At 66.7% G+C, this 22,147-nt stretch carries 20 protein-coding genes and 1 pseudogene; 8 read left to right on the forward strand and 13 right to left on the reverse strand.

Features of this window, described 5'->3' with window-relative positions:
• Positions 1 to 115 precede the first annotated feature (115 nt).
• Positions 116 to 703: pseudogene (locus tag LGY53_RS30710) on the reverse strand (transposase); the annotation flags it as partial.
• A 138-nt stretch (positions 704 to 841) separates the two neighbouring features.
• Positions 842 to 1,105 (reverse strand): class I SAM-dependent methyltransferase, encoded by a 264-nt coding sequence (locus LGY53_RS30715; RefSeq protein ID WP_225730178.1) that lies wholly within the window; start codon positions 1,103 to 1,105, stop codon positions 842 to 844.
• A gap of 145 nt (positions 1,106 to 1,250) precedes the next feature.
• On the opposite strand from LGY53_RS30715, the gene LGY53_RS30720 reads away from it, so the two are divergent.
• From LGY53_RS30720 to LGY53_RS30730, 3 genes are all read left to right on the forward strand, one after another.
• Positions 1,251 to 1,886: a class I SAM-dependent methyltransferase gene (locus tag LGY53_RS30720; RefSeq protein ID WP_225730179.1), complete on the forward strand. Its 636-nt coding sequence runs from the start codon at positions 1,251 to 1,253 to the stop codon at positions 1,884 to 1,886.
• 126 nt (positions 1,887 to 2,012) lie between these two features.
• Entirely contained in the window at positions 2,013 to 3,410 is a 1,398-nt protein-coding gene (locus LGY53_RS30725) for a carotenoid oxygenase family protein (RefSeq protein WP_225730180.1), read from the forward strand.
• Positions 3,407 to 3,802: a carboxymuconolactone decarboxylase family protein gene (locus LGY53_RS30730; RefSeq protein WP_225730181.1), complete on the forward strand. Its 396-nt coding sequence runs from the start codon at positions 3,407 to 3,409 to the stop codon at positions 3,800 to 3,802. The genes LGY53_RS30725 and LGY53_RS30730 overlap by 4 nt, the downstream gene beginning before the upstream one ends.
• Here the strand turns inward: LGY53_RS30730 and LGY53_RS30735 are convergent.
• From LGY53_RS30735 to LGY53_RS30750, 4 genes are all read right to left on the reverse strand, one after another.
• A complete protein-coding gene (locus tag LGY53_RS30735; RefSeq protein ID WP_225730182.1) occupies positions 3,754 to 4,674 on the reverse strand; it encodes a LysR family transcriptional regulator in 921 nt (306 codons plus the stop codon). The two genes, LGY53_RS30730 and LGY53_RS30735, sit on opposite strands and share 49 nt — an antisense overlap.
• 483 nt (positions 4,675 to 5,157) lie before the next feature.
• Positions 5,158 to 6,045 (reverse strand): bile acid:sodium symporter family protein, encoded by an 888-nt coding sequence (locus tag LGY53_RS30740; RefSeq protein WP_225730183.1) that lies wholly within the window; start codon positions 6,043 to 6,045, stop codon positions 5,158 to 5,160.
• Positions 6,046 to 6,160: 115 nt separating this feature from the next.
• On the reverse strand, positions 6,161 to 6,553 hold the full coding sequence (locus LGY53_RS30745) for a hypothetical protein (protein WP_225730184.1): 393 nt from the start codon (positions 6,551 to 6,553) through the stop codon (positions 6,161 to 6,163).
• A gap of 122 nt (positions 6,554 to 6,675) precedes the next feature.
• Positions 6,676 to 7,893 (reverse strand): helix-turn-helix domain-containing protein, encoded by a 1,218-nt coding sequence (locus tag LGY53_RS30750; RefSeq protein WP_308103020.1) that lies wholly within the window; start codon positions 7,891 to 7,893, stop codon positions 6,676 to 6,678.
• Between the two features lie 173 nt (positions 7,894 to 8,066).
• Here LGY53_RS30750 and pruA point away from each other — a divergent pair, with 173 nt between their 5' ends.
• From pruA to LGY53_RS30765, 3 genes are all read left to right on the forward strand, one after another.
• A complete protein-coding gene (gene pruA / locus LGY53_RS30755; protein WP_225730185.1) occupies positions 8,067 to 9,707 on the forward strand; it encodes an L-glutamate gamma-semialdehyde dehydrogenase in 1,641 nt (546 codons plus the stop codon).
• 3 nt (positions 9,708 to 9,710) lie between these two features.
• A complete protein-coding gene (locus tag LGY53_RS30760) occupies positions 9,711 to 10,673 on the forward strand; it encodes a proline dehydrogenase family protein (RefSeq protein ID WP_225730186.1) in 963 nt (320 codons plus the stop codon).
• Positions 10,674 to 10,917: 244 nt separating this feature from the next.
• Positions 10,918 to 12,324, forward strand: a complete 1,407-nt coding sequence (locus LGY53_RS30765; protein WP_225730352.1) for an aspartate ammonia-lyase — start codon at positions 10,918 to 10,920, stop codon at positions 12,322 to 12,324.
• A 48-nt stretch (positions 12,325 to 12,372) separates the two neighbouring features.
• Here LGY53_RS30765 and LGY53_RS30770 read toward each other — a convergent pair whose 3' ends face one another.
• Entirely contained in the window at positions 12,373 to 13,122 is a 750-nt protein-coding gene (locus tag LGY53_RS30770) for an IclR family transcriptional regulator (protein ID WP_225730187.1), read from the reverse strand.
• A gap of 307 nt (positions 13,123 to 13,429) precedes the next feature.
• Between LGY53_RS30770 and LGY53_RS30775 the strand changes: the two genes are divergently transcribed.
• The gene (locus LGY53_RS30775; protein ID WP_225730188.1) at positions 13,430 to 14,245 is read left to right on the forward strand and encodes a hypothetical protein; all 816 of its coding nucleotides are present in this window, start codon (positions 13,430 to 13,432) and stop codon (positions 14,243 to 14,245) included.
• 1 nt (position 14,246) lies between these two features.
• Here LGY53_RS30775 and LGY53_RS30780 read toward each other — a convergent pair whose 3' ends face one another.
• Genes LGY53_RS30780 through LGY53_RS30800 form a run of 5 tightly spaced genes read right to left on the reverse strand, consistent with a single transcriptional unit; the run spans position 14,247 to position 19,555 of the window.
• Positions 14,247 to 15,383 carry an ABC transporter ATP-binding protein gene (locus LGY53_RS30780; protein WP_225730189.1) on the reverse strand — a complete coding sequence of 379 codons (1,137 nt, stop codon included), beginning with the start codon at positions 15,381 to 15,383 and terminating at the stop codon, positions 14,247 to 14,249.
• Between the two features lie 12 nt (positions 15,384 to 15,395).
• Positions 15,396 to 16,235, reverse strand: a complete 840-nt coding sequence (locus LGY53_RS30785) for a carbohydrate ABC transporter permease (protein WP_225730190.1) — start codon at positions 16,233 to 16,235, stop codon at positions 15,396 to 15,398.
• Positions 16,232 to 17,137, reverse strand: a complete 906-nt coding sequence (locus tag LGY53_RS30790; RefSeq protein ID WP_225730353.1) for a carbohydrate ABC transporter permease — start codon at positions 17,135 to 17,137, stop codon at positions 16,232 to 16,234. Before LGY53_RS30790 ends, LGY53_RS30785 begins: the two co-directional genes overlap by 4 nt.
• A gap of 50 nt (positions 17,138 to 17,187) precedes the next feature.
• Positions 17,188 to 18,489: a sugar ABC transporter substrate-binding protein gene (locus LGY53_RS30795; protein WP_225730191.1), complete on the reverse strand. Its 1,302-nt coding sequence runs from the start codon at positions 18,487 to 18,489 to the stop codon at positions 17,188 to 17,190.
• Between the two features lie 25 nt (positions 18,490 to 18,514).
• A complete protein-coding gene (locus LGY53_RS30800; RefSeq protein ID WP_225730192.1) occupies positions 18,515 to 19,555 on the reverse strand; it encodes a sugar-binding transcriptional regulator in 1,041 nt (346 codons plus the stop codon).
• 99 nt (positions 19,556 to 19,654) lie between these two features.
• Here LGY53_RS30800 and LGY53_RS30805 point away from each other — a divergent pair, with 99 nt between their 5' ends.
• Positions 19,655 to 21,157, forward strand: coding sequence for a mannitol dehydrogenase family protein (locus tag LGY53_RS30805; protein WP_225730193.1), 1,503 nt, complete (start codon positions 19,655 to 19,657; stop codon positions 21,155 to 21,157).
• On the opposite strand, the gene LGY53_RS30810 is transcribed toward LGY53_RS30805, so the two are convergent.
• The gene (locus tag LGY53_RS30810; RefSeq protein WP_225730194.1) at positions 21,154 to 22,056 is read right to left on the reverse strand and encodes a dienelactone hydrolase family protein; all 903 of its coding nucleotides are present in this window, start codon (positions 22,054 to 22,056) and stop codon (positions 21,154 to 21,156) included. The genes LGY53_RS30805 and LGY53_RS30810 overlap by 4 nt on opposite strands.
• Positions 22,057 to 22,147: the final 91 nt, after the last annotated feature.

Below are 22,147 nucleotides of genomic sequence, written 5' to 3' on the forward strand. Positions count from 1 at the left end.
CTAGTAACCCCCCCCCCCCCCACCACTTGCTCCCAAATTATGTGGCCCCCCACCACTTGTTGGTTGTTTTGTGGGGGGGGGGGGGGGGGCGGCCCCCCCCCCCCCACCACTGGTGTCGTAGCCATTGGTTGATCGCGGCGATGTGGATGGTGGCCAGGTATCGGACGGCGAGTTTGTCGTAGCGAGTGGCCACGGCCCGATGCTGTTTGAGCTGGTTGATGCCTCGTTCGACCGCGTTGCGGTCGCGGTAGATCACCGAGTCGAATGCCGGCGGACGGCCACCGGCGGGGCCTCGGTTGCGGCGGTTCGCGGCCTGATCGGCGGGAACCGGGATGGTCACCCGGATGCCGCGCCGCCGCAACCATTCCCGGTTAGCGCGGCTGGAGTAGGCCTTGTCGGCCAGTACCCGCACCGGCCGCACTCGCGGGGCGAAGCCCTGCAACAGTTTCAGGATCAGCGCCCACACTCCGGCGCGTTGCCAGCGCCGGAACAGCCCATACACCGCCAGCCAGGACCCGTACTCGACCGGCACGTCCCGCCACGGCGACCCGACCCGGATCCGCCACCGGATCCCGTCGATGAGCTGTCGTTTGGTCCATGTCGGCGGGCGTCCCGCCTTCTTGCCACGAGGCAGCAACGGCTCCAACCGCGCCCACTGGGCATCGGTCAAATCCGCTCGCCCCGTCACCGCTACGCTGGCCACGAGGTCTCCGGCACTATTCAGGTTTGCTTGGTCGCTAACCCGAAATACCGGAGACCTCACCCATATGCCAACGCGGGCAACAGCTTCCACCGAACACAATGATGGGGTGGCACCGCTAACGCGGTGCCACCCCATCACCTACTTCGAAACACGCCCTAGCTCGACCTGGACATCGCTGATATCGACGCCGACCACCCGGCGTCCGGTCGTCGCGAGCATGCGGGCGACGGGGATGCCGGAACCGCAGCCGAGGTCGAGTACGGTTGCGGCCGAGGGGATTTGCTGGTCGAGCTCGGACAACCATGCCTGATACTTGGTTTCGCCGCCGAAGGCTCGGTCGTAGTGTTCGGAGAGGGCGTTGTAGCCCTGCCGGACAAGGTCTTTGGGATCGCCTGTGGTCACCGGCGGCATCGTCGCATGATCGGGCGATTACCACACAACGGTTTTCGCTCGATTCGGCCGCCTTTCGCGCGGACCTGCGGGCGGACGGCGGTGGCGCTCCGGACGGGGGTCGCGGGCCGAGGCGCACGGTGGCAGACTGCGATCGGTGAGCGCGCTGGACTGGGATCACAATGCCTTCTATCACCGCCTGCTGTTGCGGCAGCTGCCCGACGAATTGCGCCGGGTACTCGATGTCGGTTGCGGTGCGGGCGCTTTCGCGTCGAAGCTGGCAGCCCGAGCCGAAAAGGTCGACGCCGTCGACAAATCGCCGGAGATGATCGCCGCCGCATACGATACGACCCCGGAGAATGTCACCCTGCTGCTCGGCGATGTGCTGAAAGAGCCGCTGCCCGAGGCGGGTTACGACGCGATCGTCTCCGTAACCGCACTGCACCACCTCCCGCTCGAGATGGCGCTTCCGGTGCTGGCTCGTGCGCTGCGCCCGGGTGGTGTGCTCGTCGCCGTCGCGCTGCCACGCACCGACCTACCCCGCGAATTACCCGTCGAACTTCTTGCCATGATAAGTCATCGACTATTCGGGCTCACCTTCGCCCTGCTGCGAAAGTTCAACGGCGGCAACTGGTTCGCCCACGAACCCACCCACTCCGCAATGCCGGTGGTACTCGATCCACCCCTGACCACCCGCCAAGTCCGCGAATACGCCGCCGCGCTGCTCCCCGGCGCTCAGGTGCGCCGCCTCGTCTTCTGGCGCTATTTCCTCCTGTGGCACAAGCACCCATAGGGCGGGAGCTGTCCGACAGCCAGTATTTGCTTTGTCGATGGGGTCGATCGAAATCATTTGTTTGCTCAATGATTGCTCTGGTTCGACGATGAAGTGCGGGAGGGGTCAGTCGGAAGGAGCTGGATCATGTCAGTCGAGACCGAGCCGTCGACATATCTGACCGGGCTGTGGGAACCGGTGACCGACGAAATCGACGCGGTGCGCCTGGAAGTCATCGGCGCGCTCCCAAAAGCATTGACGGGCAGGTACTTTCGCAATGGCCCGAACGCGAAGCCGGGCACCACCTACGACCATGCGTGGAGCGCGCCGGGGATGCTGCACGGCATCCGGATCGCCGACGGCCAGGCGCAGTGGTACCGCAATCGGTGGATCCGAACCTCGTTCCTGGAGAACCCGATCGACGGCGGTCAGCAGGCCGACGCGAAAGATCTGACCAACCACAACTGCAATCCAGGGGTGCTGCACCACGGTGGGAAGATCTTCACGACGGCCGACGCCGGTCTGCCCTACGAAATCGGCCCGGAGATGAACACCGTCGGCGCCTGTGATTTCGGCAATCGGCTGCACACTCCGATGAATACCCATCCCAAGGTGGATCCGGTGACCGGGGAGCTGCATTTCATCGGTGCGACCCGCACCACCACCCCGTATCTGACCTATCACGTGTTGTCGCCGGACAATCGGCTGGTCCGCACCGAGGTGATCGACATCCCGGAGCCGGCGCAGCAGCATGACATGGGTATCACCGAGCACTACATCATCTTCTACGACCATTCGGTGCTCACCGACGCCACCATGAAGAGCTACACCACCGCACCGTTCAGCTGGAGCGACACCAAACCGGCCCGAATCGGTGTCATGCCTCGCGGCGGGACCAGCGCGGACGTCATCTGGTTCGCCATCGAACCCACCTTCGTGCTGCACACCGCCAACGCCCACGAAGACGCGCAGGGCCGGGTGGTGGTGGAGATCAATCGGGTGACCAGGGAGAACTGGGATCTGGGTTTCGCCCGTCTCGGCGGCGCCTCCAAGGCGAAAGGCGCACTGGATATGCGCAACCCGGTGCCGGAGTCGTATTTGCATCGATGGGTCCTCGATCCGAAAACCGGCAAGGTCGTCAGCTCGCAACAGCTCGACGACCGGGCGATCGAATTCCCCACGATCAACAACGACCACGTCGGACGTGACCACCGCTACGTCTATTCGGTGGCCTACCCGCGGCACGACTCGCGCGATAACAGCTATTCGATCGTCAAATACGACGTCGTCACCGGGACCAACCAGGCGCTGTCGTTCAGCGACTCCGCCGTGCCGGGCGAGGCCGACTTCGCCGCGGCGCCGGACGGCACCGGCGAGGACGAAGGCTGGTTGATCTCACTCATCCACCCGGTCAACGGTGACCCCGCCGAATTGTGGGTAATGGAGGCCACCGACATCACCGGCACACCGGTGGCCAGGGTCAAGCTGCCGCGTCGGGTGCCTTACGGCTTCCACGCCAACTGGATTCCGGACAGCGACCTGTGAGCACGGACCGATACCGGCGCGGGCGGGCGCTGTTGGCCCGCCTCACCGCGCAGGGTGGCAATCCGGAGCTCGCAACCAGCGCCAGCGCGCCTGATTTGCAGCGGTACGCGGTCGAATTCGTCTACGGCGACATCTATTCGCGCACCGACCTCGATCTGCGCCAACGTCAACTGGTGGTAATCGGCGCGCTGGTGACCCTCGGCGATGTCGACGGTCCGTTGGCCGGCCACCTGCATATCGCGCTGAACGTCGGGCTGACCCCGGAGGAGATATCCGGAGCGGTTCTGCAAACCCTGCCGTACGCCGGATTTCCCCGCGTCATCGCGGCGATGGCGGTGGTCGATCAGGTCCTCGCCGACAACACCTCGCAACAGGCGTCCACGAACGCCTGACACCGCTGATTGCGCTGGAAGCCGGCCAGCGTGGCGAAGCCCAGCGTGATCGACGCGATATCGTCGACGATCTCCACGGCCGCGGTCCGGCCCCCGTCCAGCGTCTCCACCGTGCCGAGCGGTTGGACCAGAATGCAGAATCCCAAACCCGCCGCAACCATGCCTCGCATGGTTTCGAAGCTGGTCGTGCTCAGCACCGACGGCAGCTCCACCCCTGCGGACGCGAACAGGCCCTCCTGGTGACGGCGGACGTCGCCGTCGCGGGTGTCGAGCATGACCAGCGGCCGGGTGGCCAGTTGCGCCAGCGTCGCCCGGCCCGCGGCCGCGAGCGGGTCGGCCGTCGCCACCAGCGCATACGGGCGTCGCTCGACGAGCCTGGTGACGCACAGATCGTCGGGCGTAAACAGGTCGTAGACCAGCGCGAGCTCACAGATTCCGGAGCGCAGAAGTTCGTGCAGCGCCTCGGAGTTGGCCTCACGCACGTGGATCACCAGTTCGGGACAGCGCTGGGCCAGGTGTTTGCGCGCCGCCGGAATCAGCAACGGGGCGACCGAGAAAAGGCAGCCCACCTCGAGCACGCCGGTCACTTCCTCCTGCAACTGCCTGCCGTGTGCCCGCAGATCCTGCGCCTGCCGCAAGATGATCCGCGCCTCGGACAGCAACCGCCGACCGGCCGGGGTGAGGGTGATGCCACGCGCGGGATGCCGCAGGAACAACTGACAGCCCAACTGCCGCTCGAGCCGCTGAATCGCCAGCGACAGCGCCGACTGCGAGGCGTGTAACCGCTCCGCGGCCGCCGAAATACTGCCGGTTTCGGCTGCGGCAACGAAATACCGCAACTGAGCCAGACTGAAATCCAGCCGATCGCTCATATCCACAACACGGTACGGCAATCCCACAGCCGGGTCCTGTCTGTTCTCTCACGGTTTGCTCAACTCAGCGCCAGGGACCCGGTGGAAGAATCGCGCCGTATCCAAGATCCCCCTCCGAGATCGGGAGCAGCCATGGAGTTGGAACCTTTCACCGTCACTCTCGCGCGGACAGGTCAGGCGGCGCAGCAGGAAGCAGCCGCGGTCGACGAGTTGTCGATCGCGTACCCCGACGGCCCGGAGATCCGGATAACTCTTCAGACTCTCGGTGGGCAACCTTATTTCGCCCTCGGAATCGACTCGACCCCTGACTCCGAAACCGTGCACGTTTTCGAGCTTCTACCAGCCGCCGCCAATGCCTTCAGAATTCGCACGAACTCCCGTCGGCGAATAACCGAGCCACCCCGCTGATTTCGACCGCCCATCGATCAACCGGGCAGCGAATAAGGCTGCTGCCCTTGTCTTTTCGGTCGTGTCGCCGGTGGTTCAGACGGTTGTGGGGAGGGGTTGGGTGGGGGTTTTGCGGATGTAGCGGGCCAGGAGGTAGGCGGCGATGACGGCGGGGATGTTCATTGTCAGGCCGTATAGGGCGGGGGCGACGGCCATTTTGTCGTTGTGCAGCACCGATACCGCGACGGTTATGGCCAGGGCGCCGTTGTGGATTCCGATTTCCATGGCCGAGGCGATGGCCTGGTCGGCGTCGACGCGGGCGAGGCGGGGCACGAAGTAGCCGATGAGGAAGCTGATGGTGGACAGCACCAGGCAGAGCGTGACGAGTTTGCCGAAGTTGTCGGCGAAGGTCTTCGGCTGCTGTGCGAACGCGCCGACCACCACGAGTGCCAGCACCACGCCGGACCCGATCTTCACCGGGCGGCGCATCCGTTCGGCCCATGCGGTGAACCGGCGGTGCACGAGCATGCCGATCGCCACCGGCACCAGCACGATCGCGAACACCTGGATGAATTTGTCCGGTCGCACACCGAGTTTCGAGCCGTCGTCGAGGAAGCGGTCGAAGGCGAAGGCGGCGATCAACGGCATGGTGAACACCGCGATAACCGAATTGATCGCGGTGAGTGTGATATTCAGCGCGACGTCGCCGCCCGCGATATGGCTGAACAGATTGGCCGACGGCCCGCCGGGCGCCGCGACGAGCAGCATCATGCCCGCGGCCAGCGCGCCGGTCAGCCCGAAGAGGTGGATCAGGCCGAAGCAGATGACCGGCAGCACCAGGATCTGGCAGGCCAGCGCGATTGCCGCCGCCTTCGGATAGCGCAGCACCCTGGCGAAATCGGCTGTGGTCAGCGTCAATCCGAGTCCGAACAGCACCAGCGCCAGCGCCAACGGTAGGAATACCGCGAACAACGTGGAACCCACTCTTATCTCCTCAACTCCGCGAATAGGTCGTCCGGACAACGGATCTCGACGTTATCGGGTGTCGGGCGGTGGGGCCAGCGAACTTTGGGTTCGCTTAACAAAATCCGCGAGCGGATCAGCCGAAGACGTTGCAGCCGTAGCCGAGATGCACGCCCGTCGCGACCCTGATATCGATCGCGATGCCCTGCTTCGCGTCCGGCGCCTGGAACGCCGCGATGGTGTGGGTTCCGACGCTGCCCGGAACCCATTGCAGCAGTGCGACTCCGCCGGAGGGCCGGATGGTGCCGATCGGAACCCCGTTGTCGTAGAAGGCGACCGGAACGGCGGCGTCGTCGACGATGGCCTCGATCATGTACGTGCAGCCGGTGCCGTAATTGGTGCCGAGCCCGAAGTTGACCCCCGGCAGCACCGCGATCCGGTTCGCGGTGGCTCCCGCGGTCGGGGTGGCGAATGCGATCGCGACGGCGGCGAGCCCGCCCGTGACGGCGGCGGCTGGCAGGTACCTCATTATGCGTTCCTCCGGCAGGTCGGCTGCGGGCGATCCGCATCGATCCTTAACCGAAATACCGGCAATCGGGAACCCGAATCGCCGGATTGGTCGCATCGTCTTCCGCAGACCTAAAGATCGGCTCAGCCGAACATCCGCCGATGCAGCGCCAACTGGAGTTCGAGCAGCAACCGGTCACCCGGATCGCCGAGGTCGATGCCGAGAATGTTCTCCACCCGCCGCACCCGATAGCGCAGCGTATTCGGATGCACACACAGCGCGTTCGCCGCATTGCGCACATCACCGTGCGCACGCAGGTAGATCTCGACGCTCTCCCGCAGATTCGCCGAATGTTTGCGGTCGTACTCGAACAACGCCTGCAACCGCGGATCGTGCAGGTCGGGCCGTCCGGCGACCAGATCGAGGATCTCGCCCAGCAGCACCGAGGTGCGCGATTCGGCGAGCGTGGTGACCTTGCGATCCGGATTGCTGTCGAGCACCCGGTCCACCTCGCCGCGCGCGGCGGCGACCTTGGTGAGATCGGCGACCGGACAGGCGATCGCCGCGCACAGGTTCACCGACCGCTTCGCTTCCAGTTGTTCGACGAGCTGGCGCGCCCACTGGGTGACGGCCCGGCTCGATTGATACTGCGGGAACAGCACATACGCACGATCGCCGAGCAGGGTTGTCACCGCGTCGGGCCGAAATGAGCTGGCGCGCAGGCGAAGTAGATTGCCGAACGAGGAGTGGTCGCCGACACCGGTGAGCGCGAAGCCGATCACCGCGGCGGGGCCGGACATCGGAATGTTCAAAGTGCTTGCCGCACTGGCGATGTCGATGCCGCCCTGGCGGGCGCCGAACAGTCGCTGCACCAGCATCGCCTCGGCCGACGGCGCGGCGAGGCTGCGCGAGATGATGCGCGCGGCGATGGCCGCCGCGCCGCGCAGGATCTCCGCGGCATCCGGTTTGAACGGCCGGTCACCCTGCTGCAACCAGATCGAGCCGAGCAGCCGCGGCGCGACCCCGGATTCGTCGGCGGGACGGTGGATGCCGACCGCGAGCCTGCGCTTGATGCGCAGCTCCTCGTGCGCGGGCACGTCGATCACCTCGTCGCTGCGCCGCATTCGATCGAATACTCCCCACTTGCGCAGAACCTGCAGATATTCGCGTGGGCCCTCGCGACCCAGGATGGAGAGCACCCGCATCTGGTCGGCCGCTTGATCGGACGCGGAGTACGCGAGTACATGTGACTGCGGATCCTCGATGGACACCATGCCGCCCGCGCTCTGGGCGACCATCTGCGCCAGGCCGAACAGATCGGTGTCCGTCCCCAGCAGATCCTCCTCGGTCGCCACCTTCATCAAGCCTCCTGCGTTGTCGTGCGGGGATCGCCCGCACAGAGTCACACACTTGTGTGTTTTGGCCAATTCGCCAAGACGCACATCCCATCTTTATCCGTCTGGCTCATCCTCATGGGCGTTTTGCCGTGTTGACTTCGGCTGAGCTGCTACGAATCCAGAACAGAGGAGCCCAAATGGACGCCATCGTGGCCACGCCACGACCGAGCAACGAGCCGGTCGGCACCTTCGCGCCCGGCACCGCGGAGCGCGCTCGTCTGCAGGCGAAGCTGGCCGAGCTCGCGGCCGAGCCCACCGAGATCCAGCATGTCATCGGCGGTAAGCACCGGCGCACACCGGGGGAGTCGGTCGCCGTTGTCCAACCGCACAAACACGCCGCGGTACTCGGCACCTTCACCCCCGCCTCCGCCGCCGACGTTCAGGACGCGCTCACCGCCGCCGCGGCGGCCGCACCCGGCTGGCGGGCGCTGTCGTTCGAGGACCGGGCCGCCGTCTTCCTGCGCGCCGCCGATCTGCTCTCCGGCCCGTGGCGCGAAACCATCGCCGCCGCAACGATGTTGGGTCAGTCCAAGACCGCGTACCAGGCCGAGATCGATGCCCCGTGCGAGCTGATCGATTTCTGGCGATTCAATGTGCATTTCGCCCGCCAGATCCTGGCCGACCAGCCCATCTCGTCACCGGGTGTGTGGAACAAGGTCGAATACCGGCCGCTGGAGGGTTTCGTCTACGCGATCACCCCGTTCAACTTCACCGCGATCGCGGGCAACCTGCCGACAGCCCCCGCGCTGATGGGTAATACGGTGCTGTGGAAGCCTTCACCGACCCAGGCCGTCGCCGCCTACTGGACGATGAAGCTGCTGGAAGCCGCGGGCCTGCCGCCCGGCGTGATCAACCTGGTGCACGGCTTCGGCCCCGAGGTGTCCGAGGTGGCGCTGGCCGATCGCAGGCTGGCGGGCATTCACTTCACCGGCTCGACGGCCACCTTCCAGCACCTGTGGCGCACGGTCGGCAACGGCATCGACCGCTACGACACCTATCCGCGGCTGGTCGGCGAGACCGGCGGCAAGGATTTCGTGCTCGCGCACAGCTCCGCCGATCCCGCGACGCTGACGACCGCGCTGATCCGCGGCGCCTTCGACTACCAGGGCCAGAAGTGTTCGGCCGCCTCGCGCGCGTTCATCCCGAAATCGGTGTGGGCCAAGATGTCCGGCGATTTCATCGACAAGGTCGGCGCGCTGTCCTACGGCGACGTCACCGATTTCGGCAACTTCGGCGGCGCCGTGATCGATAAGCGCGCCTTCGATCGCAATGTCGCGGCCATCGAGCGGGCCAAGGCGACGCCGAGCCTGACCATCGCGGCGGGCGGGCACGCCGACGATTCGGTCGGCTACTTCGTCGACCCGACCGTGCTGATCGGCGACGACCCCACCGACGAGGCGTTCCGCACCGAATACTTCGGGCCGATCCTGGCGGTGCACGTCTACGACGACTCGGTCCCCGGCGCCTTCGACAATGCGCTCGCGCTGGTGGACGGCGGTTCCGCATACGGGCTCACCGGTTCGGTGATCGCCACCGACCGCACCGCCGTCGCCGCGGCGACCGAGCGGCTGCGCTTCACCGCGGGGAATTTCTACATCAACGACAAGCCGACCGGCGCGGTGGTCGGGCAGCAGCCGTTCGGCGGGTCGCGCGCCTCCGGCACCAACGACAAGGCAGGCTCGGCGCAGAACCTGCTGCGCTGGACCTCCGCCCGCACCATCAAGGAGACGTTCGTGCCGCCGACCGATCACCTGTACCCGCATATGAAGGAGGTGTAACCGATGGCCAATCCGCTTCGTCCGGCTCTGCTGGCCGCCGCCCGCTCGCCGCGGATCGCGCGCACGCTCACCGGAATGCGCAGCACCAAACGCGTCGTCGATCGCTTCGTCGCGGGCGAGACCGAGGAGCAGGCGGTGGCCGCCGCCGACGCGCTGCTCATCTCCGGCCGCTACCTCACCGTCGACTATCTCGGCGAGGACATCACCGAGATCGGGCAGGCGCGCGACACGGTCGCGCATTATCTGCGACTGCTGTCCGCGCTGGCCGAGCTGCCGCCCACGGAGGATGCGGAATCGGTTCGGCCGCTGGAGGTTTCGCTGAAGCTCTCGGCGCTCGGTCAGTCGCTGCCGAAGGACGGCCACGCCATCGCGCTCGAGCACGCGCACACCATCTGCACGGCCGCCGCCGTCGCGGGCGCGTGGGTCACCATCGACGCCGAGGATCACACCACCACCGATTCCACGCTGTCGATCGTGCGTGAGCTGCGCGCCGATTTCCCTTGGCTCGGCACGGTATTGCAGGCTTACCTGCACCGCACCGAGGGCGACTGCCGCGATTTCGCCGGGCCCGGCTCCCGGATCCGGCTGTGCAAGGGCGCCTACGCCGAGCCGCCGTCGGTGGCGCATCAGGGCAAAATCGCGGTAGACCAGTCCTATCTGCGCTGCCTGCGAATCCTGATGGAGGGCAAGGGTTATCCGATGGTGGCCACGCACGATCCGGCGATCATCGAATCGGCGACGCGCATGGTGGTCGCCGCCGGGCGCAAGCGCGACGAATTCGAATTCCAGATGCTGTACGGCATCCGGGACGCCGAGCAGCGCCGCCTCGTCACCGCGGGGAACAATGTGCGCGTCTACGTTCCGTACGGCAACGAGTGGTACGGCTACTTCATGCGCCGTCTCGCCGAACGCCCGGCCAACCTGACCTTCTTCCTGCGGGCGATGGCCGAGCGAAACCACAACTGACCGAACACCATACGAATGCCGGGAGCCACCTGGTGACACCACGGATCCCGGCATCGCCCGCGCGGGCGGGCACCCGGCGGCCACGGACATCATCCGGAGATACAGTGCCGCGTCATATTTCTCGAACAAGGAGATGAAGGTGGGCTCAGCGGTCCAGGAAACCGCGGACGGCACTGGGACAATCGACGGCGTGACCGAAACTACGTACGCGCCTGCGAATTCGACCAGCGAGCCATCGAATGCCATACGGATAGAACGCGATTCGATCGGCGCGCTCGAGGTCCCCGCCGCCGCGTACTACGGCGTGCACACCGCGCGGGCGCTGCGCAACTTCCGGATCACCGGTGCGACGATCGGCCAGTATCCGGCGCTGATCTCCGCGCTCGCCGCCGTGAAACAGGCCGCCTGCCAAGCGAACCGGGATCTCGGCCTGCTCGACGACCGGCGCGCCGACGCGATCGTCGCGGCATGCGTCGAGCTGCGCGCGGGCCGGTGGCTCGATCAGTTCCCGATCGATCCGATCCAGGGCGGCGCGGGCACCTCGACGAATATGAACGCCAACGAGGTGATCGCGAATCGCGCGCTGGAGATCCTGGGCTATCCGCGCGGCGCGTACACCGAACTGGATCCGCTGGATCACGTCAACCTCGGCCAGTCCACCAACGACGTCTACCCGACCGCGATCAAGCTGTGCCTGGTGGGCCATCTGCGCAACCTCATCGCCGCGCTGGGCCGCCTCGCCGAGGCCTTCGAGCGCAAATCGGTCGAATTCGCCGACGTGCTCAAGATGGGTCGCACCCAGTTGCAGGACGCGGTGCCGATGACGCTCGGCCAGGAATTCGGCACCTACGCGCGAATGCTGCGCGAGGACCGCGACCGCCTGGACGAGGGTGCGCGGCTGCTGCTGGAATCGCATCTGGGCGGCACCGCGATCGGCACGGGCATCAACGGGCATCCGGACTATCCCGAACTGGCCTGCGCATATCTGCGCGAGTTCGCCGGTGAGCCGATCGTGCGGGCCGCCGACCCGATCGAGGCCACCCAGGATTGCGGTGCGTTCGTTCAGGTTTCGGGAATTCTGAAGCGGGTCGCGGTGAAATTGTCCAAGACGTGCAACGATCTGCGGCTCATCTCCTCCGGCCCGGCCGTCGGTCTCGGCGAGATCAATCTGCCCGCGGCACAGGCGGGTTCGTCGATCATGCCCGGCAAGGTGAATCCGGTGATCCCGGAACTGGTGAACCAGGTGGCCTTCGAGACCATCGGCAACGATCTCACCGTCACCATGGCCGCCGAGGCGGGACAGTTGCAGCTCAACGCCTTCGAGCCGGTCATCATCTACAGCCTGCTGCGCAGCACGACGCATTTGAGCGCCGCCGCCGACACCCTGGCCACCGAATGCGTCGACGGCATCACCGCGAACCGGGAACATCTGGCCGCGGGCGTGCGCCGCTCGGTGGGCCTGGTGACCGCGCTCTCGCCGTATATCGGCTACGCGGCCAGCGCGTCGATCGCCAAGAAGGCGCTGAAAATCGGTGCCTACGTTGGGGATATCGCCGTAGCGGATGGTCTGCTGACCTCGGATCAGGTCGCGGAAATCCTTGCCCCGCAACGGCTCGCGGGAATCACCGCGCAGCCGGATCCCGCGAGCTGACCCGAAAGCCGCCCGGCCCGTTGTCCGCGGGCCGGGCGGCATCGGGTTTCACAGCGCCCGTTTGGCTTTGACGATCCGGGTCAGGTTGGCGGTGACCATGCCCGCCGCTCGCTGCACCTGCTCGGCCAGCCCCGGAATGCGCTGCGTCTCGGTGACGGTGGCGGCCAGCGCGGCGACCACCTCACCGGCCGGGCCGCGCACCGGCGCCGCGACACAGGCCAGCCCGAGCCGGTTGGCATCGACGTCGTATGCGATGCCGCGGCCGCGGGCCGCCGCCGTCATCCGCTCCCACTCCCGATACGAGAAACCCTCCGGTGCGGGCTTCTGCGTATTCGGCGCGGTGAGCACCTGTTCGGCGGCCGTGCCCGGCGGCAGCAGCACGCCGGCGCGCAGCGGGAAGATCTCGTCGATCTCCTGGCCGATCCCGCCGACGAGCATGATCTGGCGCCGGTCGGCGATCGCGAGGCTGAAGCCGCCGCGACCGTTCGCCGCGGCGAGCTGGCGCAGCGGCTGCGCGGACGCGGCCCGCAGCAGCCGCGCCGGCTCCCAGGTCTGCCCCAGCCGGAATACCCTGGGCCCCAACCGATACCGTCCGGCCCTTCGCTGCACCGCGCCCTCGGTGACCAGCTGATTCAACAGCCGGTACGCGGTCGCCTTCGGCAGTCCCGCCGCCGACGCGAGTTGGGTCAGCCCCGCCTCGTCGCCGTGCGACAGCACCTCCAATAGCGCGAATGCTCCCTCCAGCACCCCGCGACCCCCGAATGCCGGTACTGGGCGTTCCAATGTTGCCTCGTCCACTCTGTCCTCCCGCCTTACAGAAACCGCAACAACCGAGCACGCGCGTTAACTAATCGCGCGCGGTCGAACGAATGGAACAACCGGTTCGCTCACCCGACCATCCGCTTTCGCTCGGTCACGGGCCGATCCAGGATTGTTCCGTCGCGTTCGGGCGGCTCCGGAGCGGCTCGTCGTACCTGACCGAGTCTCCGGTGTGCACCCTTCATCCAGATTTCAGCGGCGTCTCACGGCGCGGGCCGGTGCGGAAATCGGGCGGCGTGACCTGGGCTCGGGGGAATTACAAGGTCTGTAATCGAGGGGAGAACATATGGTCGACAGCCTTTTCGCGGATGTGTCCTACTTCCAGGCGCGGGTGGACGATTCCTATCCGTACGGGATCTTCAGCTTCCGCTCCAACGACGGAACCTTCCGCGACGACAACTTCGCGGCGAATTACGAATGGGCCCGCGCGGCGGCCGATGACGGGCGTCTGGCCTGTTTCATCGTCTACTTCTACTGGCGGCCGAACTGGCAGGACTGCGTCCAGGTACACCGGGATATGGTCGCCGCGCAGGGCGGGCCGCATCCGCGGATGATCACGATGATCGATGTGGAAACCGGCGGCAATCCGCGTGGCGACCAATCCGACGGCATCAACCGCGCGTACTGGAATCTCGCCGACTGGCTCGGCGATCCGCGCCGGGTGATCGGCTACGCCAACCGGTCCGACTTCTTCGAAATGTGGCCGGACCGGCCCGCCGGATTGCGGGTGATCGGCGCCGGCTACGGCATGAACCCGAACCTGCCGGGGCAGATCGCCCATCAGTACACCGACGGACAGGGTTACGGGGGCGGCCTGCCCGAAGGCTGTCCGCCCTTCGGCAATTGCGACATGAACTCCGCGGATGGCATGTCGCCCAACGAATTCGCCGCGGCCTGCGGCATTGGAACACAGGAGGAATTCATGTCCGCATTGAACGACGCCGAACAGCGTGAGTTGCTGGAGAAGACCCGCGATATCTGGGTCCAGCTGCGCGGTCCGGACGGGAAGGGCTGGCCGCAGCTCGGCCAGGGTGCCGACGGCGCCAACCGCACACCGGTCGATGCCATCGCCGCCGTGGAGGCCGCGGTCCAGCACAAGTAGTTCAGGCAAGCGGAATCTCGTTGCGCGCGTGCACCTCTGCCTCGACCAGGCGAGCACCGGTGGTCGGATGGAAGAGGTGCACCGCACCGCCGTCGCGGACCCGCACGGTGATCGTCTCGGCCAGCCGGGCCGGGTTGCGGTGCTGGGACCGGGCGACGAACGTGAGCGGATTTCCGTCCGGCGTACGGACATCGGCGCCGGAAGGGCGTCCGTAGACATAGGATTCGCTGCCGAGCTCCTCGATCAGCTCGGCCGTCAGCGGGAAACCCGGTGCGGCGAGCTCGAATTGGTCGGGCCGGATGCCGACGGTGACGGTGTCCAGGCCCGCGAGGCCCGCCATCGCGGTGCGCGGCAACTCCAGCGTGCTGCCCGCGAGATCTATTCCGCCGGAGACGATCCCGGCATGGAAGAGGTTCATCGCCGGTGAGCCGATGAAGCCGGCGACGAATGCGTTGGCCGGGCGGTCGTAGAGTTCCGTCGGCGGGCTGAACTGCTGAAGTCTGCCGTCGCGCAGCACGGCGACCCGGTCGCCCATCGTCATGGCCTCGATCTGATCGTGCGTGACGTACACGGTGGTGGTGCCCAAACGCCGTTGCAGCGCGGCGATTTGGGTGCGGGTCTGCACGCGGAGTTTGGCGTCGAGATTCGACAGCGGCTCGTCCATGCAGAAGACGCGGGGTTCGCGGACGATGGCGCGGCCCATCGCCACCCGCTGGCGCTGGCCGCCGGACAGTTTCGCCGGTTTACGGTCCAGATATTCGGTGAGATCCAGCAATTCGGCGGCGGCCCGGACCCGGCGGGTGCGCTCGGCCAGCGGCACCTTGCGCATCTTCAGCGCGAAACCCATATTCTCCGCGACGGTTTTGTTCGGATAGAGGGCGTAGTTCTGGAACACCATGGCGATATCGCGGTCCTTGGACGGCACGCCGACCATATCCGCGCCGTCGATGGTGATGGATCCGGCATCGATCTCCTCCAGACCGGCCAGCATGCGCAGCGCGGTGGATTTACCGGATCCGGACGGCCCGACCAGCACCACGAATTCACCGTCGGCGATATCGAGGTCGAGCGAATCGACGGCCAGGCTGGTCGCGCCCGGGTAGACGCAGGAGGCGGATCGGTAACTGACGGAAGCCATTTCGCGAACTCCTTATTTGATTGCGCCGAAGGACAGGCCGCGCACCAACTTGTTCTGCGCGAGCCAGCCGGCCAGGATGACGGGCAGCGCGGTGAGCATCGCGGCCGCGGAGAGCCGGGCCCAGTACAGGCCCTCGCCGGTGATGAAGCCGACCAGGAAGACCGGAATCGTCTGTGCCTGAACGGCGGTCAGGTTCACGGCGAAGAAGAATTCGTTCCAGGAGAAGATCACGCAGATCAGCGCGGTGGCCGCGATACCGGGCGAGACCAGCGGCGCGATCACCTCGCGCACCGCGGTCCAGGTATCGGCCCCGTCCATGCTCGCGGCCTCCAACAGCTCGCCCGGCACCTCCAGGAAGAACGAGCGCATCATCCACACCGCGATGGGCAGATTCATCGCGGTGTAGAGCCCGACGAGCGCCCAAACATTGTCCAGCACACCGAGATCGCCGACGATGACGTACAGCGGGACGATGGCCGCGACCACCGGCAGCATCTTGGTGCTGATAAAGAAGAACAGCGCGTCCCTGGTCTTGCGCACCGGGCGAAGCGAGAGCGCGAAGGCCGCCGGAATGCCGAGGGCCAGCACCAGAATCGTCGATACGACGGTCGCGAAGGCGGAGTTGGCCAGCGTGGTGCCGATACCGCTGTCCAGCACCGCACGGAACTGGTCCAGCGTCGGGGTGAAGACGATCTTCGGCGGATCGGTATAGGCGTCGCCCTCCTGTTTGAAGGCGGTGAGCGCCATCCAGAGCACCGGGAAGAAGAATCCGATGGCCAGTATCCAGGCCAGCGCGCCCCAGCCGATGTTTCCCCAATTACGGTGTCTGCGAATAGTTTCCGATGTAGTCATGCCGCCTGCTCGGATCCGGTGAAACTCTTGAAGATGAGGCGAAGCGCCAGGGTGGCCACCAGCATGGTCGCCAACACGGTGACAACGCCCATGGCCGCGGCCTGCCCGATGTCGAAGCCGAGGAATGCGCGCTGATAGATGTAGTAGGGCAGGTTCGAGCTGGCGATGCCCGGCCCGCCGGAGGTCATCATGTACACCGCGTCGAAGGTGTTGACCAGGTAGATCGCGCCGAGCACCGCGCCGAGTTCGATGAACCGCCGCAGATGCGGCAGGGTGATCTCGCGGAACAGCGCGAACGCGCCCGCGCCGTCCACCCTGGCCGCCTCCAGCACATCGCGCGGCATCGATTGCAATCCGGCCAGGATCAGCAACATCATGAACGGCGTCCACTGCCAGACCAGGTCGGCCATGACCGCGGGCAGCGGATATCTGCTGACCCAGTCGATCCGGTGCACCCCGAACGGTTTCAGCACGAAGTTCACCAGACCGAAGACCGGGTCCAGCAGGGTGGTCTTCCAAATGAGCGCCGCCGCGACGGGAGTCACCAGGAATGGGGTGATCAGCAGCGTGCGCACGATGCCGCGGCCGATGAACGCGCGATCGAGCAGCAGCGCCAGCCCCAGTCCGAGCACGACCGAGATGAGCACGGTGCCGACGATGAGCAGCACCGTATGCCAGGCCACCTCCCGGAACTGACTGTCCCGCAAGACATCCGCATAATTCTGCAATCCGGTGAAATGCCGGGAGCCCGGCCGGACCAGGTTCCACGACTGCGTCGAGTAGTAGAGCGTGAACAGGAACGGGATCTGAGTGACCGCGATCATGAAGATCAGCGCGGGCAGCAGCGGTCCGCGCCTGCGCCAGCGTTCGGCCCGCGAGATCTGGTCGCGCTTGGACAACAAGGTGGTCGCCGACGCGGAAGAGGCTGGTGCGGTGAGTGTTCCGGTCACGGCTACTGGTCCTTCCGGTAGGTCTTGCCCACCACGTCCGCATACTGCTGCGCCTGCGCCAGCGCGTCGTCGACGCTGGTGCGGCCCGCGATGGCGGCGCTGATCTGCTGGCTCACCCGAGTGCCGAGATCCTGGAACTCCGGAATGGTGAGGAACTGCACGCCGGTGTACGGAACCGGTTGCACCGTAGGATGTTCGGGATCGGCGGCCGCCATCGAATCCAGCGTCACCTTCCCGTAGCGCGCGGATTCCTTTTTGTACTCCGGGATTTCGTAGGTCGACAGGCGGCTGCCGGGCGGCACATGGGTCCAGCCGAGCTGTTCGCCGACCGTCCGGATGTACTCCTTGCTGGTCATCCAGGACACGAATTTCCATGCGGCGTCCTGCTTGTGGCTCGTCTTCGGGATGCCTAGCGACCAGGTGTACAGCCAGCCGGAATTCGGCGTCGACTTCGTCGGCGCGAGTGCGTAACCGACCTTGCCGACCACCTTGCTCGACGCCGGATCCTCGGTGACGCCGACCGCGGCCGTCGCGTCGTACCACATGGCCGCGTGCCCCTGCGCGAACTGCGTCGCGCATTCGCCGAATCCGCTTGTGGCCGCACCTGGTTCGCCGTACCTGCGCACCAGGTCGACGTAGAACCGTACGGCCTCGGCCACCTGCGGGCTGGTGAACTGCGCATGCCAGTTCTCGTCGAACCACCGGCCGCCGAAGGTGTTCATCACGGTGGTGAGCGGGGCGAGCACCTCGCCCCAGCCCGGCTTGCCGCGTAGGCAGATTCCCGACCGGTCCGCGGTGTTGAGCTTCGCCGCGAATCCGGCGACCTGATCCCAGGTGGGATGTTCGGGCATGGTGAGCCCGGCCTGCTCGAACAGATCCCTGCGATACATGAGGAAAGAGGATTCGCCGTAGAACGGCACCGAATACAGATCGCCACGGTACGACAGCGATTTCTGGAGCGACGGAATGATGTCGGCCTGATCGTAATCCGGCGTCCGCCGGATGTACGTCCCGAGATCCACCAGCCATCCGTTCGCGGCCCACTGCGGCGTCTCGTAGTTGCTGATCATCACCACGTCGAATTCACCGCCGCCGGTGGCCACCGACGCGGTGATCTTGGCGCGCGCCTCGTTCTCCGACAGCGAGGTGAATTTCAGTTTGATGCCCGGATTTTCGCGTTCGAAGCGCGGTGCGAGGCGGATCGCGTCCTGCATCTGCGAATTCGACACGATCGCGATGGTCACCGCGTCGGCGCCACCGCCGGTGAGCGCGCCCGCGCCGGCGCATCCGGTGACGGCCAGCATGACGGTGGCGAAAAGCGCTGCGGCGCTATGCCTTAGCCGAATTCGGTGCCTTCGCCGACTTCGGGTGGCCGGGAGCGAGTTTCGCATCGGTCGCCTCCTCTTTTCTTTCCAACAGCCATCGCGCGCAATCGGCATCGGTGACCAGCACCGTGGCCAGTCCGCCGTTGAGCGCTCCGAAAATGGCCTCGTACTTCGGTTCGCCGCCGGAGACCAGCACCGACGTCGGACAGTCGCGCACGGCGTCGAGGGTGACCCCGACCGTGCGTTCGGGCAGTGGGCCGCCGACGGGCGCGCCGTCGCGCCGGAAGAACCGGCCGCCGATCTCGCCGACCGCGCCCAGTTCGCGCAGTTCGTCCAGTAATGCGGTGTCGAGGTAGCTGCCCGCGAACAGGGTGGTGGCGGTGGAGACCGGGCCGACGCCGAAGACCATCACATCGGCGGCGGCCCCGATGGCGAGCGCCTTGCCGAGTACGGAATCCCGGCTGAGCGCGGTGACGGTCGCCGGATCGGCGTAGAGCGGTGCGTGCAGCCGGATCGGGGTGGCCTGCAGTTGCGTCGCGCAGCGGCCGAGGGTGTAGTCGACGCCGGTCTGATAGTCGATCGCGGTGAGCGAACCATCGAGCTGAACCACGGTGGCGCAGCGGGTGTTCCGGGTGCGCAGCTCCTGTGCGATCGCCACGATCTCCGGGCCCCAGGTGAATCCGAGCGTATCGGTCGGCTGGAGGCGGCGGCCGAGCAGCGCGGCCGCCGCCCGGCCGAGTGCCTGTGTGCCGGAGGCGGATTCGGCGAAGACCTGGCCGAGCACCACCGCCTCGGTGAGCCGGTAGCGGCGCTCGAGGTCACGTTCGAGATCGGTGTGCACGGTGGCTCGCAGGTCGGGCGGGACGTTGATCTCGATCCGGACCAGGCCCTGCGCCCTGGCCTTGGCGACCAGCCGCCCGGCGGTGGGACGCGAAACGCCGAGTTTGGCAGCGATTTCCGCTTGGGTCGCGCCCTCGAGGTGATAGAGCTCGGCGGCCCGGAGGGCGAGCCGCACATCGTCGGGCGGCGGTGCTTCGTGCGTCACAATGATCCTCGGCAGTGAGCAAATGCTCAGAAGCTGAACTATTGCTCAATACGGTATCATTCGAAATGTGATGCACGCAACACTCGTTGAGGTCGCCCGGTGACCCCGCTCGGCAGGCGAACCCTGCCCGAACTGGCCGCGAAGGTTTCTGTCCCCGGCTACGACCGCTCCGAAATTCGCACCGGCATAGTGCATTTCGGCGTCGGCGGCTTCCATCGCGCGCATCAGGCGCGCTATCTGGACCTGCTGCACGAGCTGGGCGCCGCACGGGAGTGGGGGATCTGCGGCGTCGGCGTCCTGCCCGCGGACCGCCGCATGCGCGACGCGCTCACCGGGCAGGACTGCCTATACACGCTGTGCGTCGCGGAGGGCACGGATGCGTGGACGCCGCGGGTGGTCGGCTCGATCGTCGAATACCTGTACGCGCCGGACGATCCCGAGGCCGTCATCGAGAAGCTGGCCGGCCCGGACATCCGCATCGTCTCGCTGACCATCACCGAGGGCGGGTACAACTTCGTCGCCGCCACCGGGGAATTCGATGCGACGAATCCGGCGATCCTGGCCGATCTGGCGCCGGACGCGGTGCCCGCCACCGTATTCGGCCTGGTGACCGCGGCGCTGGCCCGCCGCAGGGCGCGCGGCCTCGCGCCGTTCACGATCATGTCCTGCGACAATATCGCGGGCAACGGCGACGTCGCCCGGCGCAGCTTCACCGCCTTCGCCCGGCTGCGCGATCCGGAACTGGCCGAATGGATTTCGCGGGCAGGCGCATTCCCCAACTCGATGGTGGACCGGATAACGCCGGTCACCACCGCGCCGATGATCTCCGAGCTGGCCAGGCGCTACGGCGTCGACGACGCGTGGCCGGTGCTGACCGAACCCTTCACCCAGTGGGTGCTGGAGGACCGATTCCCGTTGGGCAGGCCGGAATTCGAGCGGGTCGGGGTGCAGGTGGTCGACGATGTCGCGCCGTACGAGTCGATGAAGCTGCGGCTGCTGAACGGCAGTCATCAGGCGCTGGCCTACCTCGGCCATCTCGCCGGATACCGGCTGGTGCACGATGCCGTGGCCGATCCGGCGTTCGCGCGCTTCGTATCCCGCTACATGGCCGCCGAGGCGCTGCCGACGCTGCCGCCGGTCCCCGGTATCGATCTGGCGGCCTATCGGCGCACGCTGCTGGAGCGGTTCGGCAATGCCGCCATCGGGGACACCATCGCCCGCCTGGCCACCGACGCCTCCGACCGCATACCCAAGTGGGTGCTGCCCGTGGTGCGTGACCAACTCGCACTCGGTGGTGAAATAGACTGCGCCGCAATGATAATCGCGGGTTGGGCGCGCTACTGCACGGGTATCGACGAGCAGGGCGAACCGATCGAGATCGTCGATCCGCTGCGCGAGCGGCTGGTCGCGGCGGCGCGCGACGGCGATCCGGTCGCATTCCTCGCCGATCGTGAACTCTTCGGCGATCTCATCGATGAGCCGCGATTCGTGGCCGCCTACCGGAAGGCGTTGGACTCCTTGCTGACTCGCGGTGCGCGGGCAACCGTGCTGGCGCTGGCGCTCGCGGCCGACAGCGCGGTCGTCCCGGCCATGGAGGACTAGGTCAGGTATCGCCCGTACCAGTCGAGGACACGGCGCCACGCCTCGCTCGCCGCGGCCGGGGCGTAGCGCGGGCCGGTGTCGTTGAAGAAGGCGTGGTCGGCGTCCGGTGCGACGAATGATTCGTGTGGCACACCGGCTTTCGTCAGCGCGCCCTCCGCCGCGGGCCTGGTCGCGCCGACTCTGGTGTCCAGCGCGCCGTAGATGGCGAGCACCGCGGCCTTCGACGCGGACAGATCGCCGTTGTCCGGGAACGGCCCGTAGAACGGTGTCGCCGCGGCGAGTTTCGCCCCGCCCGCGGCCAGCAGCAGCCAGACCAGACCGCCGCCGAAGCAGAAACCGGTGGCGCCGAGCTTCTTACCGGGCGCCCGCCGCTCGAGCTCGTCGATGCCCGCGCCGAGGTCGGCGACGAACCGGTCGTTCGGGATCTTGCTCAACGCCGCGGTGGCCTGCGCCGGATCGGTGAATTTATCGGTGCCGCCCTCCTCGGAGAGCAGATCGATGGCCAGTGCGGAGTATCCGGCGCCCGCGAAACGCCCGGCCACCGAACGGATGTGATCGTTCAGGCCGCGGTTCTCGTGGATGACGAGCACCGCGCCGCGCGGCTGAGTCGCCGCCGCCCAGGCGCCCTGCAGGGTGCGGTTCTGCGGACCCTGGAACGTAATCGGCGTCGTCGGCACCGCTGCGGCGAGGCCGGGTGGCGCGGAAGTTGTTGTGGCAGTCGATGTTCGGCTGGCGCTCGGCGACCCACCGTCCGACGAGCACGCGGCGAGCAGTGCGGCCGCGGCCGGGACGCCCATGCCGAGCAGACCGAGGCGGCGCAGCGCCTCGCGCCGGGTGAGGATGCCATCGGCATGATCGGCGGCGATTTCCTCCGCGATATAGCGCTGCAGCGGCGTCATGGATCCAACCTAGGCCGGAAGCCGTGTATACGCGTGACTTCCGGACGAATCTGCGAGCGCGCTGCGAGATTCCTGTGGGCTCGGGCCGATT

This window comes from Nocardia sp. JCM 34519.1, from assembly GCF_020361265.1.
GTDB lineage: Bacteria > Actinomycetota > Actinomycetes > Mycobacteriales > Mycobacteriaceae > Nocardia > Nocardia arthritidis_A.

Bases quoted from the DNA above. Each gene is read 5' to 3' on its own strand.
- LGY53_RS30735 (WP_225730182.1), bottom strand. From the start codon at position 4,674: ATGAGCGATCGGCTGGATTTCAGTCTGGCTCAGTTGCGGTATTTCGTT.
- LGY53_RS30760 (WP_225730186.1), top strand. From the start codon at position 9,711: ATGGCCAATCCGCTTCGTCCGGCTCTGCTGGCCGCCGCCCGCTCGCCG.
- LGY53_RS30795 (WP_225730191.1), bottom strand. From the start codon at position 18,489: ATGCTGGCCGTCACCGGATGCGCCGGCGCGGGCGCGCTCACCGGCGGT.
- LGY53_RS30775 (WP_225730188.1), top strand. From the start codon at position 13,430: ATGGTCGACAGCCTTTTCGCGGATGTGTCCTACTTCCAGGCGCGGGTG.
- LGY53_RS30725 (WP_225730180.1), top strand. From the start codon at position 2,013: ATGTCAGTCGAGACCGAGCCGTCGACATATCTGACCGGGCTGTGGGAA.
- LGY53_RS30780 (WP_225730189.1), bottom strand. From the start codon at position 15,383: ATGGCTTCCGTCAGTTACCGATCCGCCTCCTGCGTCTACCCGGGCGCG.
- LGY53_RS30750 (WP_308103020.1), bottom strand. From the start codon at position 7,893: ATGAAGGTGGCGACCGAGGAGGATCTGCTGGGGACGGACACCGATCTG.
- pruA (WP_225730185.1), top strand. From the start codon at position 8,067: ATGGACGCCATCGTGGCCACGCCACGACCGAGCAACGAGCCGGTCGGC.
- LGY53_RS30745 (WP_225730184.1), bottom strand. From the start codon at position 6,553: ATGAGGTACCTGCCAGCCGCCGCCGTCACGGGCGGGCTCGCCGCCGTC.
- LGY53_RS30810 (WP_225730194.1), bottom strand. From the start codon at position 22,056: ATGACGCCGCTGCAGCGCTATATCGCGGAGGAAATCGCCGCCGATCAT.
- LGY53_RS30785 (WP_225730190.1), bottom strand. From the start codon at position 16,235: ATGACTACATCGGAAACTATTCGCAGACACCGTAATTGGGGAAACATC.